At 76.6% G+C, this 17,668-nt stretch carries 17 protein-coding genes; 8 read left to right on the plus strand and 9 right to left on the minus strand.

What is annotated here, in order from left to right; genetic code table 11:
* Positions 1-213 precede the first annotated feature (213 nt).
* Positions 214-879 (minus strand): DUF4097 family beta strand repeat-containing protein, encoded by a 666-nt coding sequence (locus tag ABZW03_RS20660; protein WP_355260046.1) that lies wholly within the window; start codon positions 877-879, stop codon positions 214-216.
* A 344-nt stretch (positions 880-1,223) separates the two neighbouring features.
* Here ABZW03_RS20660 and ABZW03_RS20665 point away from each other — a divergent pair, with 344 nt between their 5' ends.
* A complete protein-coding gene (locus ABZW03_RS20665) occupies positions 1,224-2,000 on the plus strand; it encodes a helix-turn-helix domain-containing protein (RefSeq protein WP_355260049.1) in 777 nt (258 codons plus the stop codon).
* 41 nt (positions 2,001-2,041) lie between these two features.
* Here the strand turns inward: ABZW03_RS20665 and ABZW03_RS20670 are convergent, their stop codons facing one another.
* The 3 genes from ABZW03_RS20670 to ABZW03_RS20680 form a co-directional block, all read right to left on the minus strand.
* A complete protein-coding gene (locus ABZW03_RS20670; protein WP_355260052.1) occupies positions 2,042-2,674 on the minus strand; it encodes a hypothetical protein in 633 nt (210 codons plus the stop codon).
* Positions 2,671-2,904 carry a hypothetical protein gene (locus ABZW03_RS20675; protein ID WP_355260055.1) on the minus strand — a complete coding sequence of 78 codons (234 nt, stop codon included), beginning with the start codon at positions 2,902-2,904 and terminating at the stop codon, positions 2,671-2,673. Before ABZW03_RS20675 ends, ABZW03_RS20670 begins: the two co-directional genes overlap by 4 nt.
* A gap of 503 nt (positions 2,905-3,407) precedes the next feature.
* Positions 3,408-4,346, minus strand: a complete 939-nt coding sequence (locus ABZW03_RS20680) for an NADP-dependent oxidoreductase (RefSeq protein WP_355260089.1) — start codon at positions 4,344-4,346, stop codon at positions 3,408-3,410.
* A gap of 152 nt (positions 4,347-4,498) precedes the next feature.
* Here ABZW03_RS20680 and ABZW03_RS20685 point away from each other — a divergent pair, with 152 nt between their 5' ends.
* Both ABZW03_RS20685 and ABZW03_RS20690 read left to right on the plus strand, forming a co-directional pair.
* Entirely contained in the window at positions 4,499-4,909 is a 411-nt protein-coding gene (locus ABZW03_RS20685) for a helix-turn-helix domain-containing protein (RefSeq protein WP_355260058.1), read from the plus strand.
* 135 nt (positions 4,910-5,044) lie between these two features.
* Complete coding sequence (locus tag ABZW03_RS20690) at positions 5,045-5,449, plus strand: hypothetical protein (RefSeq protein ID WP_355260061.1); 405 nt, start codon at positions 5,045-5,047, stop codon at positions 5,447-5,449.
* Between the two features lie 141 nt (positions 5,450-5,590).
* Here the strand turns inward: ABZW03_RS20690 and ABZW03_RS20695 are convergent, their stop codons facing one another.
* The 3 genes from ABZW03_RS20695 to ABZW03_RS20705 are packed head-to-tail and all read right to left on the minus strand — an operon-like array spanning position 5,591 to position 7,426.
* The gene (locus ABZW03_RS20695; protein WP_355260064.1) at positions 5,591-6,193 is read right to left on the minus strand and encodes an AAA family ATPase; all 603 of its coding nucleotides are present in this window, start codon (positions 6,191-6,193) and stop codon (positions 5,591-5,593) included.
* Between the two features lie 49 nt (positions 6,194-6,242).
* The gene (locus ABZW03_RS20700) at positions 6,243-6,788 is read right to left on the minus strand and encodes a DUF6328 family protein (protein WP_355260067.1); all 546 of its coding nucleotides are present in this window, start codon (positions 6,786-6,788) and stop codon (positions 6,243-6,245) included.
* 11 nt (positions 6,789-6,799) lie between these two features.
* Positions 6,800-7,426 (minus strand): MarR family transcriptional regulator, encoded by a 627-nt coding sequence (locus tag ABZW03_RS20705; RefSeq protein ID WP_355260092.1) that lies wholly within the window; start codon positions 7,424-7,426, stop codon positions 6,800-6,802.
* Positions 7,427-7,610: 184 nt separating this feature from the next.
* Between ABZW03_RS20705 and ABZW03_RS20710 the strand changes: the two genes are divergently transcribed.
* The 3 genes from ABZW03_RS20710 (at position 7,611) to fusA (ending at position 11,724) form a co-directional block, all read left to right on the plus strand.
* Positions 7,611-8,519 (plus strand): EamA family transporter, encoded by a 909-nt coding sequence (locus tag ABZW03_RS20710; protein WP_355260069.1) that lies wholly within the window; start codon positions 7,611-7,613, stop codon positions 8,517-8,519.
* Between the two features lie 80 nt (positions 8,520-8,599).
* Positions 8,600-9,160 (plus strand): hemerythrin domain-containing protein, encoded by a 561-nt coding sequence (locus ABZW03_RS20715; RefSeq protein WP_355260072.1) that lies wholly within the window; start codon positions 8,600-8,602, stop codon positions 9,158-9,160.
* A 428-nt stretch (positions 9,161-9,588) separates the two neighbouring features.
* Entirely contained in the window at positions 9,589-11,724 is a 2,136-nt protein-coding gene (fusA, locus tag ABZW03_RS20720) for an elongation factor G (protein ID WP_355260075.1), read from the plus strand.
* A 71-nt stretch (positions 11,725-11,795) separates the two neighbouring features.
* Here fusA and ABZW03_RS20725 read toward each other — a convergent pair whose 3' ends face one another.
* Positions 11,796-12,518 carry a hypothetical protein gene (locus ABZW03_RS20725; protein WP_355260078.1) on the minus strand — a complete coding sequence of 241 codons (723 nt, stop codon included), beginning with the start codon at positions 12,516-12,518 and terminating at the stop codon, positions 11,796-11,798.
* Positions 12,519-12,733: 215 nt separating this feature from the next.
* Between ABZW03_RS20725 and ABZW03_RS20730 the strand changes: the two genes are divergently transcribed.
* Positions 12,734-13,639, plus strand: coding sequence for a neutral zinc metallopeptidase (locus ABZW03_RS20730; RefSeq protein ID WP_355260081.1), 906 nt, complete (start codon positions 12,734-12,736; stop codon positions 13,637-13,639).
* 728 nt (positions 13,640-14,367) lie between these two features.
* Positions 14,368-14,466 (plus strand): neutral zinc metallopeptidase, encoded by a 99-nt coding sequence (locus ABZW03_RS20735; protein ID WP_355260084.1) that lies wholly within the window; start codon positions 14,368-14,370, stop codon positions 14,464-14,466.
* A gap of 451 nt (positions 14,467-14,917) precedes the next feature.
* Here ABZW03_RS20735 and ABZW03_RS20740 read toward each other — a convergent pair.
* A partial coding sequence (locus tag ABZW03_RS20740; protein ID WP_355260087.1) for a lantibiotic dehydratase occupies positions 14,918-17,668 on the minus strand: 2,751 nt, incomplete at its 5' end.

The raw sequence follows: 17,668 nt of genomic DNA on the forward strand, positions 1-17,668 counted from the left end.
TGCCACATCCACGTTACGGAGAGCTCTTCCGGCGCGGGTGAAGCCGGTGCTCAAGCCCCTCATCAGCGGTCCGTCGATGCCTTCGGGCCCGGTGGCACCACCCCCCGGATCATGAACAACAAGGGGGGAAGTCATGCCGGACCCGAAGGCCGGTGGCCCCATTGCGGAGCCACGAAGACGGTAACGGGGGGAGGCGGGTGGGGGTGGGGGTGCTCAGAGGCTGTGGGCGGTGATGTCGCCGTGGGAGGTGGTGGCGCGGATGTCGAGCACGGTGGTGCCGTGGTTGCGCAGGGCGTTGCTGACGCGGCCGTGGCCGGTGCCGGCGTCCAGGGCCGCCGAGACGCCGGCGGCGGCGCCCACGGTGATGTTCCCGGACTGGGTGCTGAGCTCGACGGTGCCGCCGCGGGCCTCGGTGACGCGGATGTCGCCGCGGGTGGTGGTGATCCGGGCGGGCCCGCCCAGGCGGCCGACCTCGACGTCGCCGTCGACGGCGGTCAGTTCCAGGCTCGCGGCCTCGTCGATCTTGGTGCGGTGGTACGCGCCGTCGAAGGCGACGTCGCCCAGGCGGCCGACGGCGCGCAGTTCGGCGGCGGCGGCCCTGCCCCGCACGGCGGAGCCGGCCGGCAGCTGGACGGTGACCTCCAGGGAGCCGGTGGGCCCCAGCAGCCGGCCGCCGGTGGCGGCGGTGGTGATCCGCAGGACACCGTCGGCGAACGCGACGGCGGTGTGCTCGGCGGCCTGGACGTCGCGGTTCCTGCCCGGCTCGGCGGGGCGGACCTCGACGGTGGTGTCGGTGCGCTCGGCGGCGATGAGCTGCACCCGCCCGCCCGGGACGTCCAGGACGACGGTGACCGGGGCGGGGGTGTCGAACTTCTGCACGGTGCTCTCCTGTTGCGGCTGGTGGGTGCGGGCCCGGGCCCGGTCTCCGGGCGGCCCGGTCGGTGTTTCCGACATTGGAAACGCTACGTTGCGTTCAGGATCCTGGCAATCAGTTCGTTGCGTCAGATCGGCATCGCTGCAGGTGAATGCCGGGAAATTGTTGCAACAAGCCTGTCGGGTAACGCAACGGCGACCGGTGCGATCATTGCAATGGGTGGAAGGTGAACGCTATGGTGGGCCCCGGCCGGGAACCCGCCCGGGCACCGGCACCGGCGAACACCGGCGAACACCGAGAAACACCGAGAAACACCGACCAGCTCCGACGAGCAGTGAGGGGACGCGCGATGCCGGGAGGCAGGCTCACCCAGCAGGAACGCCAGCAGATCGCGCTGGGCGTGGCCGACGGCCTGCCCTACGCCGAGATCGCCCGGCGCCTGGAACGCCCCACCTCGACCGTCACCCGCGAGGTGATGCGCAACGGCGGCCCCCTCGCCTACCGCGCCGACCTCGCCCACCGCGCCACCGAACGCCGCGCCCGGCGCCGCCTGCGCGCCCCCGCCGGCGCCCCGCACCCCGAACCGAGCGGCCACGGACGCGACAGCGAGGCCGTGGCCGCCTACGAGGAGCGGTTCACCACCGTCCTCGTGGGCTCGGGCCTGTCCCGGATGGCGGCCCGGGTGATCACCTGCCTGTCCACCACCGACGCGGGCAGCCTCACCGCCGCCGAACTCGCCCAGCGACTGCAGGTCAGCCCCGCCTCCATCTCCAAGGCCATCGCCTTCCTGGAGAGCCAGAGCCTGGTACGCCGCGAACGCGACGAACGCCGCCGCGACCGCTACATCGTCGACGACGAGCTCTACTACCAGGCCACCATCGCCAGCGCCCGCGCCAACGACCAGGTCATCGAAGCCGCCCGCGAAGGCATCGCCGTCCTGGGCCCCGGCACCCCCGCCGCCGTCCGCCTGGAGAACATCGCCCGCTTCCTCGACTTCATCAGCGAGAGCATCGTGCGCGCCGCCGAACAGGCCCGCGAAGTCCTCCACACCAAACCGCCGACCACCCCCGCGGCACCGACCGCCCCCACGGCCCCGACCGCACCCGCGGACCAGGGCCCGCAGTAGGACGTCGGACCCGCCGACTTCCTGCTCCGGGCCCGCCGCCCTCAGGCCGCCCGCCGCCCGGCCGCCCTCTCCACCGTCCGGATCCGCCGCCACGTGTACACCCACGCATCGACGTCCCGCACCCCGCAGATCTGCAGGAAATGCCGCACCTTCTCCAACTGCGGCAGAACCGGCGAGTTCAGCATGTCCGAGATCGTGCTGCGCCGCAGCACCCGGCCGTAGCCCGTCCGCCCCTGCTGATGGGCCGCCACGCTGCGCTCCTCCAGGCGGCGCAGGGACGGCTCGCCGGCCCAGATCCGGACGTCGGTCAGGCCGGCGACGAACTCCTGGGCGGTGGAGAGCAGGAGGGGGTCGGGTTCGCCCGCGGCCGGCAGCGGTGCGGGCGGCTCGAAGGCGGTGATCCGCTCGGCGGTGGCGCGCTGTACGGCGGCACGGCTCTCCCTGAGGGCCGCCTCGCGGAGGAGCAGTGCATGCTGCCGGGTGCGATCGTTCGCGCCCATCGCCTCCAGCAGGACCGTCAGGGGCCGCACCGGGGGAATGGTCGGCCCTTGAAAGACCCTGAACACGCTGGTGACCGGCAGGCCGGTCTTTCGTGCGAGCCCGGTCAGGGAGGGTCGACCTGCGAGCAGGAGTTGTTCCTCCATCTCGGCGAAGAACTCCTCACGTGCACTCATCGCGGCCTCCGCGCGGCCCTGCCGGAGGCCTCGGTCGCGGCGGTGACGATGACGGTGACCAGGGCCTCGACGGTGTACCCGAGGACGGCCAGGGCGATGACGCCGGCCAGCGCGATCGCGAGGAACGCGGCGGCCGGTACGGCGCGCCGCGGACCGGAGCCCCCGGCGGGCGGGGCGGGCGGGGCGGGCGGCGGTGTGCGCCGCACCGCGCACCGGAACTCGAACAGCACAGTGGTCCCTTCTGAACCCTCAACCCGGACACGGGGATTGCCGTCCCCTGGGCCACCCGGCGGGCGGCAGGCTCAGATGATGCGCGGGCCGCGAAGACCCGCGCAAGTTCCCGCCCGAGGGCGAAGAAAGCGGCAACACCCCTCTGTCGAGGGCGATATGACCTCGCGTCAGGACAGGTTCGGACGCCGCAGCGCACGGTTCCGGCGCCCGCCCGTCCGAAGCCGTCCGGGAACGTCCGGGCCGCCGCAGGCGAAGGGAGGCGGTCACGCCTGCTCGGGACGGTGAGGCGTCCGGGAGTGTCCGGGAGTGTCCGAAGTCGTCCGGGCGGCTTGGCCGGAGCGCGGCCGGCTGTCATCGTGCAACCCGAGAGTCCTTCCCCTCAACCCGGACGGCCTCCCCGGGCGGAGCGCTGTTGCCGCAGCCCCGCCGTGACGCGGATCACATCGAAGAGGGCCTGCCGCCGTTCCCGGGGCAGGCCTCCCGCCCGTGCCCCGAGGGCGGGTCAGGGGGTGAGGACCAGGCGGCCGCGCAGGTGGCCGGCCTCCAGGCGGTGGTGGGCGTCGGCGGCCTTCTCCAGGGGGAGGGTGTCGGCGACCCGCAGGGTGAGGCGGCCGTCGGCGGCCAGGGCCGAGAGGCGGGCCAGGGCGGGGCCGTCGGCGGTGATCCACACGTTCGCGACCCGGATGCCGCGCAGGGCCGTCGGCGCGCTGCCGGCCGCGACCGCGACGAAGGCGCCGCGCCCGCGCACCGCGCCCAGGGCCCGCACGCCGAGCAGGGCGGCGTCGACCGCGCCGTCGACCCCGCCGGGCACCGACTCCCGTACCGCGCGCGCCACATCGGGCACGGTGCGCGGCACGAACCACTCGGCGCCCAGCGCGCGCACCAGCTCCTCGTCCTCCGGCCCGGCGAGCGCGGCCACCCGCAGGCCGCGCAGCGCGGCCAGCTCGACGGTGAAGCCGCCGACCGCGCCCGCGGCGCCGGTCACCAGCACGGTGGAGCCGGCCGGCAGGGCGAGCAGGTCCAGGGCCTGCAGTGCCGTGAGGCCGTTCAGCGGCAGCGTCGCGGCCTGCGCGAAGGTGGCGCCCGCCGGGGCCGGGGCCAGCGCGTCGGCGTCCAGGACGACCTGCTCGGCGTAGGTGCCCAGGTCGACGTCCAGGCGGTCGCGCAGGCCCACCACCCGCTGACCGGGCGCGAACCCCTCCACGCCCGGCCCGACGGCGTCCACCGTCCCGGCCACGTCCCAGCCGACGCCCGTCACCGCCCGGGGCGCCATCAGCCCCGCCTGCGCCAGCACCCCGGAACGGGTGACCGCGTCCACCGGGTTGACCCCGGCCGCCGCCACCGCCACCCGCACCTGCCCGCGCCCCGGCCGCGGCACCTCCACCTCCGCCAGCTCCAGCACCTCGGGACCACCGAACCCCCGCACCACCACCGCACGCACCGCCCACACCCCTTTCACGCCCGCACGTCCTCACGCCCGAACGTCGTCACGTCTTCACGTATCCGGCAACTGCGCCCAACCTAAGGAGAGTTACTCTCCATAGGGAAGGACGTACCCGAAGGTGCGTACCGTACGGAAAGGAGAGTGGGCCGGTGCCCACCACGACCGCCGCCCAGCGCCGCGCCGCCGAGGCGGCCGCCTACGACGCCTACCTCGCCCACTGCCCGGCCCGCCAGCTCCTGGACCGGATCGGCGACAAGTGGGTCAGCCTGGCCGTCACCGCCCTCGCCGACGGGCCGCTGCGCTACAGCGACCTGCGCCGGCGCCTGGCCGGGGTCAGCGAGAAGATGCTCACCCAGACCCTGCGCGCCCTGGAACGCGACGGCCTGGTCGCGCGCACCGTCACCGCCGGGGTCCCGGCCCGCGTCGACTACGCGCTCACCGGCCTCGGACGCGACCTGCTGCCGCTCGTGGAGCAGATCAAGGACTGGGCCGAGTGCCACATGCCGCAGGTCCTGGCCGCGCGCACCGCCTACGACCACGGGCAGGCACTGCCGCACTGACCGCGCAGCAGGGGGCAGGGGGCAGGGGAGGGGGACAGGCCGCAACTTTCCCGGGACCGGCTCGTTGGTCCGGGCAGGTCGAGGGAGCGGCCGGGGCGCGCATGCGCGCCCCGGCCCGACGGACGGGGGGCGTTCGTGGCCGACACCGCCACCCAGGCCGCCGCGGGCTCCGCGGTGCGCGAGGGCGGCCCGGACTCCGCGCTGGACCGGGTGGCCGACTTCTACGGCGCCTGCACCGACGCCGTCGACGACGGCACCGACGACCTGTCGGACCGGCTGCGCGCCCACTGCCTCACCGAGGACCTGCGCCGGCGGCCGGCCGCCTGGGAGGAGGCCGACCACGCCGACGGCGTGCTGCGCGGGCAGGACGTGCCCACCCGCTGGGAGGTGCGCTACCACGACTCGGGCGCCGGGCACCTGTTCACCACCGTCACGCTCACCTGGGGCACCGGCCCCGACGCCGGGTACACCCGGCTGGCCGTGCGGAGCGACCTGGGCACCAAGCTGATCTCCGACATCGAGGACGCGCCCGCGGCGTGACGGCCGGCCCCGGCCCCCGACCGGGGGTCAAGGGCCGGATGCCCAGGGGCCGGAGACCGAGGGAGCAGGGGCCGGACGCCCAGGGGTCGGAGACCGAGGGGCCGAAAGCTCAGGGGCAGGGGCCGGGGCCGGGGCCGGGGGTCAGGCCAGGGCGGCGGCCAGGCGCTCGGGCAGGGTGGCGTACGGGCGGCAGGCGACGACGGGCAGGGCGTGGGCGCGGGCCTGGTCGGCGAGCCAGGTGCTGTAGCGGGCGCTGACGGCGGCGCGTTCGGGCTGCGGGCCCGATTCGGGCTCGCGGTCGGCGTAGTTGGCGCCGATGCGCTGCGGGTCGTCCTCGTGCAGGAAGACCGCGCGGACCCGCCGGCCCTGCCCGGCGGCCTCGGCGGCGGCGCGGGCGGCGGCGGCCGGGGTGAGGTAGTCGCCCTCCACGATGGCGGGCACGTCCACGGTGAGCCGGTTGCGCACGACGCCGAGCAGCGCGTCGTCCAGGGCGCGGGCGGTGGCGATCTGCAGTTCCAGGACGCGCTCGGGGCTCAGCGCGCCGGGGTCGGGCGCGGTGGTGAAGTGGTGCAGGCCGGGGTGGCCGGCGGGGGTGGTGGCGGCCTGCAGGGCGGCCACCACGTCGTCGAACTCGACCACGAACGCGCCGTGGCGGGCGGACAGGAGGGCGGCGGCGCGGCTCTTGCCGAGGCCGGAGGCGCCGCCGATCAGCAGGACGTCCCACGGGCTTTCGTCGGTGTGCATACCGGGCACGGTAGTCCCCGCGCCGCGCGCCCCCGGGTCCGGGGGCGGGTCAGGTCCGGTCGCCGGCGGCGGCGCGGCGCACCGCCCAGGGCAGGACGAACCACAGCACGCCGAAGATCAGCGCGATGGCGCCGGTGATCGGCAGCGCGAGCGCCGTGCCGAGGACGACGTCCAGGACCAGCAGCACGGCGCCGGTCAGCGCGCAGGCGAGCAGCAGCAGGCCGACCTGGGCGACGCGCACCGAGACGGTGACGATCCGCTCCTTGCCCGGGTGGTGGTACAGCCCGCGGTGCAGCGCCACGGGGGTGGCCAGGACGGCCGCGGCGACGACCGACAGCAGCAGGGTGGCGACGTAGACGTCCTGCTGGGCGTCGGTGAGTTCGGCGAAGCGCGGGGTGAACGCGACGCCGAGCAGGAACGCGAAGACGATCTGCACGCCGGTCTGGAGCACCCGCAGCTCCTGCAGCATCTCCACCAGGCGCCGGTCGGCGCGCACGGCCGGGTTCTCCCAGCCCGGCGGCGGCGCGGCAGGCCCGGGCCCGGGGCCGGGGGAGTGCGGGGGCGGGACGTCGGACGGGGGCGGCGTGCTGGTCATGCGTCAGCCTCTCACGCCCCGGCGCCGGGCCCGCCTCCCTCCACGGACTCCGCGCCCCCGCCGTCCCCGCCCCCGTCCCCGGCGCCGTCCCCAACGCCGTGCCCGTCCCCGCCGGAGCCGTGCCCGTTCCCGCCGGTGCCGTCCAGGCGCTCCTGCCAGACGGTGAGCAGCCCCTGCAGGGCGGCGGCCTCCCCGGGGTCCAGGTGTGCCAGCAGCCGGTGCTCGTTGCGCATGTGGGCGGTGAACGCCTCGTCGATCAGCCGCCGCCCGGCCCCGGTGAGGGCGACCACGCGCCCGCGCCGGTCCTGAACCGCCGCCCGGCGGGTGACCAGCCCGGCGCGCTCCAGGCGGTCGATCCGCTTGGTCATCGCCCCGGTGGTGACCATCGTGTGCGCGGCCAGCTCGCCCGGCGCCCGCTCGTAGGGGGCGCCGGCCCGGCGCAGCGCCGCGAGCACGTCGAACTCGCCCTCGCCCAGCCCGTAGCGCTGGTAGACGAGGGTCAGCTCGGCGGTCAGGCGGGCGGCCAGGCGGTGCAGGCGCCCGATGACGGCCTGCGGGGAGACGTCGAGGTCGGGGCGCTCGCGCCGCCACTCGGCCTGGACCCGGGCGACGTGGTCCGCAGGCCGGCCGGGCCCCAAGGAACCCGCGGCACCCGAGGCACCCGTGGCGCCCGTGGCATCGGTGGTACCCGCAGCACCCCCGGCGCCCCTGGCACCCGCAGCACCCCTGGCACCCGCGGCATCGGTGGCATCGGTGGCATCGGTGGCATCCATGACGCCCATCCTACCCCCGATAGCTTCCCGGGAAGCTATATTGTCTTCCATGGAAGCCAACGCGCGGTGGGTGCTGCTCACCGCCCTCGCCCCCGTCGCCTGGGGCGCCAACTACTGGGTCACCCACGCCCACCTGCCCGCCGACCGCCCGCTGTGGGGCGCCGCCCTGCGCGCCCTGCCCGCCGGCCTGCTGCTGCTCGCCTGCGCCCGCCGCCGCCCGCACGGCGCCTGGTGGTGGCGCAGCGCCGTGCTCGGCCTGCTCAACACCGCCGCCTTCCTCCTCCTGCTCTACCTCGCCTCCCAGCTGCTGCCCACCAGCACCGCCGCCACCGCCATGGCCGCCTCCCCCCTCGCGATGCTGCTCACCGCCTGGGCGCTGGCCGGCCGGCGCCCGCGCCGCGCCCACCTGGCGGGGGCGGGGGTGGGCCTGGCCGGGGTCGCGCTGGCGCTGGCCGGACCGGGCCAGCGGATCGGCTGGGCGGGGCTGGCCGCCTCGGCCGGGGCGATGCTGGTCTCCAGCGTCGGCTACGTGCTGGCCGCCCGCTGGCGCGAGGGCGCCGACCCGCTGGCCGCCACCGCCTGGCAGCTGACCGCCGGTGCCCTGGTGCTGCTGCCGGCGGCCTTCGTGGTCGAGGGCGCGCCCCCGCCCGTGGACGTACCGACCCTGCTCGCCTTCGGCTACACCGCCGTCGTCGCCACCGCCCTCGCCTTCGCCTGCTGGTTCACCGGGCTGCGCCACCTGCCGGCCGCCACCGTGGGCCTGCTCGGACTGCTCAACCCGCTCACCGGCGTCCTGCTGGGCACCGCCCTGGACGGCGACCCCTTCGGGCCGCGCCAGGGCCTGGGCCTGGCCCTGGTCGCCGCCGGGATCCTGTGCGGGCGCCCGCGCGCCGGTACCGTCCGCCCCGGCGACGGGGCGCCGGCCGAAACCCCCTTGCCCACCGGGCGCGCCACGTGATCGGATGGGCGGCGGCATCGCGTGCCGGTGACGGACCGCGTCAGGCATGGAGGTGCCCGACCGAAGGACCCACTTTTCTCGTGGCCTCCCCCTCCACCGGCCGTACGGCCGCCCTCAGCCGCCAGCTCTCCACCGCGCACCAGGACCTGCGCCGCCGCCTCGCCGACCTGCGCGCCGGCCTCGGCCGCCCCCGCCCGCACGGCCAGGACCCGCTGCTCGCCCACTGCCTGGCCTTCTGCACCGCCCTGACCAACCACCACCAGGGCGAGGACGGCGGCCTGTTCGCCCAACTCCTGCGCGAGCGCCCCGACCTGGCCCCCACCATCGCCAAACTCGTCGAGGACCACGGCCTCATCACCCGCATCCTCACCCGGGTCCGCGAACTCGCCGACCACGCCGCCGCCACCGACCCCGGCGCGGACCTGACGGCCATCGCACGCGAACTCGACGGGCTCGCCGCCATCATGGACTCCCACTTCGGCTACGAGGAACGGGCCATCGGCGCCGCCCTGGACGCCGGGGTGGCCGACGACGGCTGGTCCGAGCCGGTGCTGCGCTTCGGGACACCGCCCGGCCCCGGCACCGCACAACCCGCCGGCACCGCACAACCCGCGGAGCCCGTGGGCCCGGTGGGCCCGTAGCCGTCGGGTCCGTCAAATCCGACGCACCGTTAAACCCGTCGCACCGCGCGGCCCGCCGTGCCTACACTCGCCACGCGGCCGCGCCCCGACGCGCGGCCCGACGACCGTGATGATCGCGGCGACCGCGACGGACGAGGCAGGAGAGGGGGCGGGCGGCCATGGCGAAGCACCGCGCCGCCGCCCCCTCGCCCGCGTCGCGGTACGAGGTGATCCTGGTGTCCCCGTCCTCCCGGTGCCCGCTGCGCGGCCGGCACCGGAGCCGTGCCGCCACCGCCTGACACCGGCCGCCGCACCACCGCGACGCCGCAGGGCCGCTTCCCGGCACCGCGCCCGACGACCCGTCGGCCGCCGTGCCCGACGACGCGCCGGCACCGCACCCATCGCGCGCCCACCCGTAGAGCACCACCGCCCCGAAAGGCACCCGGGCCATGCGCACCCACACCACCACCACGAACACCGCCACCGCCACCGCGGGCACCACCACCGCGCGCACCACCAGCACCGGCACCGGCACCACGAACACCGCCGCCACGGCGGGTATCGCCGCCGTCCGCAACCTCGGCATCCTCGCCCACGTCGACGCCGGCAAGACCACCGTCACCGAGCGGATCCTCTACCTCACCGGCCTCACCCACAAGCGCGGCGAGGTCCACGACGGCACCACCGTCACCGACTGCCACCCCCAGGAACGCGAACGCGGCATCACCATCTTCGCCGCCGCCGTCAGCTGCGCCTGGGCCGGGCACCGGATCAACCTCGTCGACACCCCCGGCCACGTCGACTTCGCCGCCGAGGTCGAACGCTGCCTGCGCGTCCTGGACGGCGCGGTGGCCGTCTTCGACGCGGTCGCCGGCGTCGAGCCGCAGACCGAGTCCGTGTGGCGCCGGGCCGACCACCACGGAGTGCCACGGATCGCCTTCGTCAACAAACTCGACCGCCCCGGCGCCGACCTGGACACCGCCGTCGCCGCCATCCGCGACCGCCTGCACCCCCACCCGCTGGCCGTCCACCTGCCCATCGGCGCCGAGGACTCCTTCACCGGCGTCGTCGACCTCATCCGCCAGCGCGCCCTGACCTGGGACGACGACGGCACCCTCCACGAGGGCCCGGTCCCCGACGCACTCCGCGACGAGGCCACGCGCCGGCGCCACGCCCTGGCGGAGGCGGTCGCCGAACTGCACCCCGGCGCCCTGGAGGAGTACTGCGCCCACGCCACCCTGAGCGCCGCCACCCTGAGCGCGGCCCTGCGCGACCTCACCCGCACCGGCGAGGCCGTCGTGGTGCTGGGCGGCTCCGCCTACCGCAACCGCGGCATCGAACCGCTCCTGGACGCCGCCGTCGCCTACCTGCCCTCCCCCCTCGACCTGCCGCCCACCCGCTGCGCCGACGGCACCCGGCAGCGCCGCCCCGACCCCCAACAGCCCCTGACCGCCCTGGCGTTCAAGGTCACCGCCGCCCCCACCGGGCGCCTGACCCACCTGCGCCTGTACGCCGGCACCCTGCGCAAGGGCGACACCGTCCTGGACACCGCCACCGGCCGCACCGAACGCGTCGCCCGCATCCTCACCCTCCACCACGCCGAGACCGACCACGCCCGAGCGGGCGACATCGTCGCCGTCGCCGGCCCCAAGCACACCCGCGTCGGCGCCACCCTGTGCGACCCCGACCACCCCATCGCCCTGGAGGCCCCCGTGCACGCCGAACCCGTCGTCACCGTCGCCGTCGAGGCCCGCCGCACCACCGACACCGACAGACTCGCCGCCGCCCTGGCCCGCCTCGCCGAGGAGGACCCCTCGCTGCGCGTGGCCACCGACCCCGACACCGGCCAGCGCACCCTGTCCGGCCAGGGCGAACTGCACCTCGAGGTCGCCCTGGAGAAGATCCGGCGCGAGGCCGGCGTCGACGCCGTGGCCGGGCGCCCGCGCGTCGCACTGCGCGAAACCCTCCTCGAGGGCGTCACCGGCTTCGTCCACCGCCACGCCAAACAGGACGGCGGCGCGGGCCAGTTCGCCCACCTCGTCCTCGACGTCCACCCCCTGCCACCGGGCGCCGCACAGGACTTCGCGTTCACCTCCACCGTCACCGGCGGCCGGGTACCGCGCGAGTACGTCCAGGCCGTCGAGGCCGGCTGCCGCGACGCCCTGACCGAGGGACCGCTGGGCGGGCACCCGGTCACCGGCGTCGCCGTCACCCTCACCGACGGGGCCACCCACCCCCAGGACTCCTCCGACCTCGCCTTCCGCACCGCCGCCCGCAACGCCGTGCGCCAGGCCCTGAAGGCCTCCCGCCTGCACCTGCTGGAACCGCTCGCCGAGGTGGACGTCACCGTGCCCCAGGACGCCCTCGGCACCGTCCTGGGCGACCTCGCCGCCCACCGCGGCCACATCCGCTCCACCGACCCCGACCCCGGCCCCGGCCCCACCCCCACCGCCCGCATCAACGCCCTCGTCCCGCTCGCCGAACTCTTCGGCTACGCCGGCCGCCTGCGCGGCCGCACCCAGGGCCGCGGCACCTTCACCACCCGCCCCGCCGGCTACGCCCCCGCCCCGCCCCCGGCCGCCTGACCGCCCCGCACCGGCCGCACCGCCCGGCCCTCCCCGGCCCTCCTCGTACGGGGAGGGCCGGGCGGCGGGCGCTACGGTGCCCCGGCGTCGGCGCGCGGTGCCAGGCGCAGGCCGGCCTCGGCGAGGAAGTCGGCGAGTTCGATCCGGCCGCCGCCGGTGCCGTCGTCCCAGACGGCCCAGAGCCTGGAACCCGGGCCGTCCCAGGTGTCGGGGTCCTCGCTCGGGTGCTGCTCGACGCTGCCGTGGCCGTGCCGGTAGTGCAGGTGCAGGTAGCGGCCGCCGGTCGTCCAGGCGTCCCACTGCGACGGGAAGCCCCCGCAGGTCCGCACCACCCGGGCGAGGGCCGCGTCCTCGTGCAGGTGGGCCTCCACGGCGCCCAGGTCCCGGTCGTGGGCGACGACCGGTTCGTCGACGAGGGCGAGCAGGCGCACGCTCCCGCCGGGGAACAGGAGCGCGAGGCCGGCCGGGAAGGCGACCTGGCCGTCGTCGTAGCCGATCTCGCGCACCGAGCGGATGGGCCGCCCGACGAACCGGGTCACCGGGACCTGCGGCGGATCGTCGGTCACCAGGACGCTGCCGTACGGCGCCGTCGCGTGCGGTCCGTGCGGTGGCCCGGCCCGCAGGGACAGGCCGGTCGAGGGCGTGTGGAACAGCACCGGCCCCAGCCCCTCCAGACGGAGCCACAGGTGCAGCAGCGACGGTTCCCTGTCGGCGTAGCGGTGCCACGCCGCGGTCACGCCCTGCAGCCGCCTGCCGACCAGGTCGGCGCCGGACAGCTCGTCCGTGTCGGTCACCCGCCGATGCTCGCACGGCCCCGCCCGCCGGGCACCCGAATTCCCGCCCGCCCCGGCCCCGCCGCCCCGCCCGGCCCCGCCGCCCGCGCGCCCGGCCGTTCCGCGCGCCCGGCGCCCGGGGCCCCGCTGCGGCGCCGCGGGCCCCGGGGACCGTAGGCTGGCACAGACCGTCACCAGTGGGTGCAAACACGACAGAAGCGGGCAGGCAGGGGCACATGCAGTTCGACGACCAGGGCGACCTCGACACCTCCCAGGTGGACGACCGGCGCGGCATCCCCGGCGGGAAGGTCGCCATCGGCGGCGGGGCGGTGGGCCTGCTCGCCGTGCTCTTCGCGATCGTCCTGGGCGTCGACCCGCAACTGCTCGGCCTGTCCTCCGGCGACGGCACCTCCGCCGGCTCCGCCAACCCCCGCACCGCCGGCGAGGTCCAGCAGGCCTGCAAGACCGGCGCGGACGCCAACAAGCGCCAGGACTGCCGGATCGTCGCCGTCACCAACAGCCTCCAGGAGTTCTGGCGCACCGAACTGCCGCGCCGCACCAACCTGCCCTACAAGAACGCCGAGACCGTGCTGTTCACGAGCCAGGTCTCCACCGCCTGCGGCGCCGCGACCTCCGCCGTGGGCCCCTTCTACTGCCCCGGCGACCGCAAGGCCTACTTCGACCTCGGCTTCTTCAACGAACTGTCCGCCCGCTTCGGCGCCCAGGGCGGCCCATTCGCCGAGTCCTACGTCGTCGCCCACGAGTACGGCCACCACATCCAGAACCTCACCGGCGCCATGCAGAAGGCCGGAGCCGACCGCCAGGGCGCCACCAGCGGCTCGGTACGCCTGGAACTGCAGGCCGACTGCTACGCCGGGGTGTGGGCGCACCACGCCACCACCACCCCGCAGCCCTCCACCGGCCGCCCGCTGATCGCCTCCCTCACCGACCAGGACATCGCCCAGGGCCTGGACGCGGCCGCGGCCGTCGGCGACGACCGCATCCAGCAGCAGGCCACCGGCCGGATCAACCCGGAGGCCTGGACGCACGGCTCCGCCGAGCAGCGCAAGGCCTGGTTCACCACCGGCTACCGCACCGGCGACCTGGCCCGCTGCGACACCTTCTCCGCCGCCAGGCTGTAGCACCACGCGACGCGCCTGCCACGGGGCCGGGCCCCTGCGGGTGTGCTGGAGAACCTGGAGCAGCCGGCTCTTCGGCGGGCCCTGCCCGGCCGGTGCACGGCTCTGCCGGGCAGCGCAAGGCGCCTGGTTCGCCACCGGCGACCGCTCCGGCAGCGCTGCCGGGCTGTGGACCGCACCGGCCGTCAGGAGCTGTGGCCCGCCTCGGGGGCCGGGCCGACGCTCAGGCCCTTGCGGGTGCGTTGGAGGATCTGGAGCAGGCCGGCTCTCCGGCGGGCCCTGCTCGGCCGGCGGCCGGTTGTCGTGCGGGTGGACGTCACTGCCCAGCGGCAGGCCACCGGCCGGACCGGCCCGGAGGCCCGGGCGCACGCGCCGCCTTCTGCGCCGCCAGGCGGTAGCACCACGCGACGCGCCCGTCGGGCCGTCAACAGGCCCCGGGGCCGGGCCCAGGCTCGGGCCCGTGCGGGTGCTGGAGCAGTCGGCCCTCCGGCGGTCCCTGCCGGGCCGGTGGCCGGTTGTCGTGCGGGTGGACGTCACTGCTCGGCGGCAGGCCTCCGGCGGGTTCGACCCGCAGGCCCGGGCGCACGCGCTGCCTACTCCGCTGCCGGGCTGTGGACCGGACCGGCCGTCAGGATCCTGGGCCCGCCTCGGGGCCGGGCCCGGGCTCGGGCCCTTGCAGGTGCGTTGGAGGATCTGGAGCAGCTGGCTCTCCGGCGGGTCCTGCCCGGCCGGTGCACGGCTCTGCCGGGCAGCGCAGGGCCTGGTTCACCACCGGCTACCGCACCGGCGACCTCGCCCGCTGCGACACCTTCTCCGCCGCCAGGCTGTAGCACCACGCGACGCGCCTGCCACGGGGCCGGGCCCAGGCTCGGGCCTTTGCGGGTGCGTTGGAGGATCTGGAGCAGGCCGGCTCTCCGGCGGGCCCTGCGGGGCCGGCGGGCGGTTGTCGTGCGGGTGGACGTCACTGCCCAGCGGCAGGCCACCGGCCGGACCGGCTCGGAGGCCCGGGCGCACGCGCTGCCTGTTCCGCTCCCGGGTTGTGGACCGGACCGGCCGTCAGGAGCTGTGGCCCGCCTCGGGGGCCGGGCCGACGCTCGGGCCTTTGTGGGTGCGCCGGAGGATCTGCAGCAGCCGGCTCTCCGGCGGGTGCTGCCCGGTCGGTGGCCGGTTGCTGTGCGGGTGGATGTCACTGCTCGGCGGCAGGCCTCCGGCGGGTTCGACCCGCAGGCCCGGGCGTACGCGCCGGCTGCTCCGCTGCCGGGTTGTGGACCGGACCGGCCGTCAGGAGCCCTGGCCCGCCTCGGGGGCCGGGCCGACGCTCAGGCCCTTGCGGGTGCGCTGGAGGATCTGCAGCAGCCAGCCCTCCGACGGGCGCTGTGCGGCCAGCAGGCGGTTGCAGTGCAGGTGGACGTAGCTGCCCAGCAGCCGGTCGCGGTCGGTGCCCAGGTGCCCGGCCGCCGCCAGTTCGGACAGCCGCTCGCCCACCGGCGCGAGCGCGTCACGGCGCTGCGCGAGGATCTGCGGCACCGCGCCGCCCAGCAGGGCCGGCCCCTGCGGCGTGCCGAGCAGGGCGCGCAGGCGCTTCTGCCGTACGCGGTAGTCCTCGCCGGCCCGGCGGCGGGCGGCGCCCTGGAACTGCCCGGCCTGCTCGGTGTACCAGCGCAGGCGCTCCTCGGGGTCCAGGCCCAGCCCGGTGAGCAGGTCGTCGGTGCTCACGGCGGCCAGTTCGGCGAGGTCCCCGTCGGCCGGCACCTCCGGAGCGGACGGTACGGACGGTACGGGCGGCGGGGTGCGGGCCGGGGCGGTCTCGGCGAGCAGCCGCAGCACCGCCCGGCTGTCCGCGCAGAAGGCCTGCTCGCTGGCGTCGGTGCCCTGCGGGCCGCCGTACCGTTCGAGTTCGCGCTCGTAGGTGTCGACCACCAGCCGCGAGACCAGGCCCTCGTCGGTGAGGGCGGCGGCGAGGCGGGCGACCTCCGGGAGCAGGTGGCGGGTCAGCGCCTCGTGGTCGCCCTTCCAGCGCAGCCGCAGGTGCGGGTCGGGGTCCGCGTAGCGGATGAAGAACCACTGCCGCGCGAGCCCGGAGACCTCCGCCATCTCGCACAGCCGCCGCAGCGGCCCGGCCAGCAGGCCGTCCTGCTGGTCGGGGTCGCAGTAGAGCTTGGCGAACAGCCAGTCGCTGCCCGGCAGGCGCAGCCGCTCCCGCACCGGCACCGGGTGGCCGTTGGCCGCGGGCACGGCGACCCCCGCCGCGACCCCCGCCGCGACCGCCGCCGATGGGGCCGCTTGCGGGGCCGCGGGCGGCGGGGCCGTCGGCCGGGGGCGCAGGACGAGGGGGGCCACGAGTTCGCTCAGGAAGACGCCGTCCGTGCCGGGAAGCCAGGCGGCGGTGGTGTCGGGCAGCGCCTCCTGGAGCAGGAGCGGGGCGCCCCGGGCGTGCCGGGCCTCGGAGCGCAGCTGTTCGAGCCCGGCGGGGTCGTCGAGGTCGAGCAGCAGCCGGTTGTCGGCCACGGTCAGGTACAGGCGGGCGGGGACCGACCAGGCGGTGCGCCAGGCGCCGGCGCGGGCGGCGAAGGCCGCGGCGTCCTCGGCCCAGTGCTCGGCCCGGTCATCGGCCCGGTCCTCGCCGCCGCCGGCGGCGGGTGGGCGAAGCAGCCAGCGAGCGGGGCTGAGCACGATGCGGCCGTACTGGACCCTGGGCAGGAACGGGAAGCCGGCCGCGGGGCCCCAGTCGAAGGGCGTGAACTCGGGGCAGCCGTCGCGGGCGGCCTCGTCGAGGAAGCGGCAGACGGCGGGCGCCTGGTGGGAGTTGAGCATGTGGCGGGCGGTGGGGCGCAGCGCGGTGCCCAGGCGCCGCGAGCGCAGCCGGTAGCGGTCGTGGTGGACGCCGACCAGGATGTCGTCGAGCGGGATGACGCCCTCGTCGCCCACGCCGGCGGGCAGGTCGAGGACGATCTCGTGGGTGTGGGCGGCGGGGCGCACCAGGACGTTGGCCATCCGGGGGTCGGCGGGCAGGTAGACGACCTCGGCGGGCAGGCCGGCCTCGGGGCGGGCCCGCTGTTCGGCCTCGCCCAGGGCGCGCAGGGCGGCCGGGCCCTGGGGGGCGAGGAGGTCGGCGAAGCGTCCGAGCGAGCGGCCGGCGCTGGCGGCGCCGAGGTTGGGGCCGACGACCAGGAGGTAGTCCCCGCGGTCGACGGCTTCGGGGCCGGCGGCGGCGACGAAGGCGGACAGCTCCAGGGACAGCGGTGCGGGGGCGTCGGGCTGACGGGTCCGCAGGGCGGCGAGCAGGTCGTCGCTCAGGTGGACGACGCGCCGGTGGTCCCGCAGGGCGGTGAGGGCGAGGTCGGTGAGGGTGTCCGCGCGCCGGGCGGCCGCCTCGGGCGCCAGTGCGGGGGCGCCGTGGGTGTGGGGGAGCGGGCCGATGCCGGTGTGCTCGTCCAGCAGTTCCAGCAGCGGCACCTCCCTGCTGTGGCCGTAGCGCTGGGTGAAGGCGGCGCGGTGGGCGGCCAGGTCCGGGGAGCCGGACGGCTGCGGCGACAGGGACAGCAGCAGTTCGGCGGCGCGGGCGCAGTCCTCGCCGACGCGGGCGGTTAGGGCGTCGCCGTCCACCGGCCGGGCCATGTCGGTCTGGAACGCCGCCGCGGTGACGGGGTGGACGGCCGCGGCGCGGCGGGTGACGGCGCGGGCGCGCTCGGGCGCCCGCTCGGCGGGGGCGCGGTCGAGGGCGGCCATCTCGGCGAGCAGGGCGGCCAGCTGTTCGGCGGTGCGGGCGCAGGAGGGGCGCTCGGCGAGGCGGCGGCGCAGCTCCTCGGCGGGGTCGGCGCAGGTGAGCGCGGCGCGCAGGTCGGTGACCAGCAGGTGCTGCTGCCACAGGCCGGTGAGCAGGTGGTCGACCTGCTCGGGGCTGCCGGCGGTGTGCTCCAGCAGGTGCCGGCGCAGCCGGGCGTACGGGACGGGACGGCGGGCGGCGTCCAGCGCCTCGCGTACGGCCGCCGTCAGGCGCACCGAGCCGCCGCCCTCCGGTGCGGGGCCGTC

It is taken from the genome of Kitasatospora sp. NPDC004799, assembly GCF_040609095.1.
In the GTDB taxonomy this organism is placed as follows: Bacteria; Actinomycetota; Actinomycetes; order Streptomycetales; family Streptomycetaceae; genus Kitasatospora.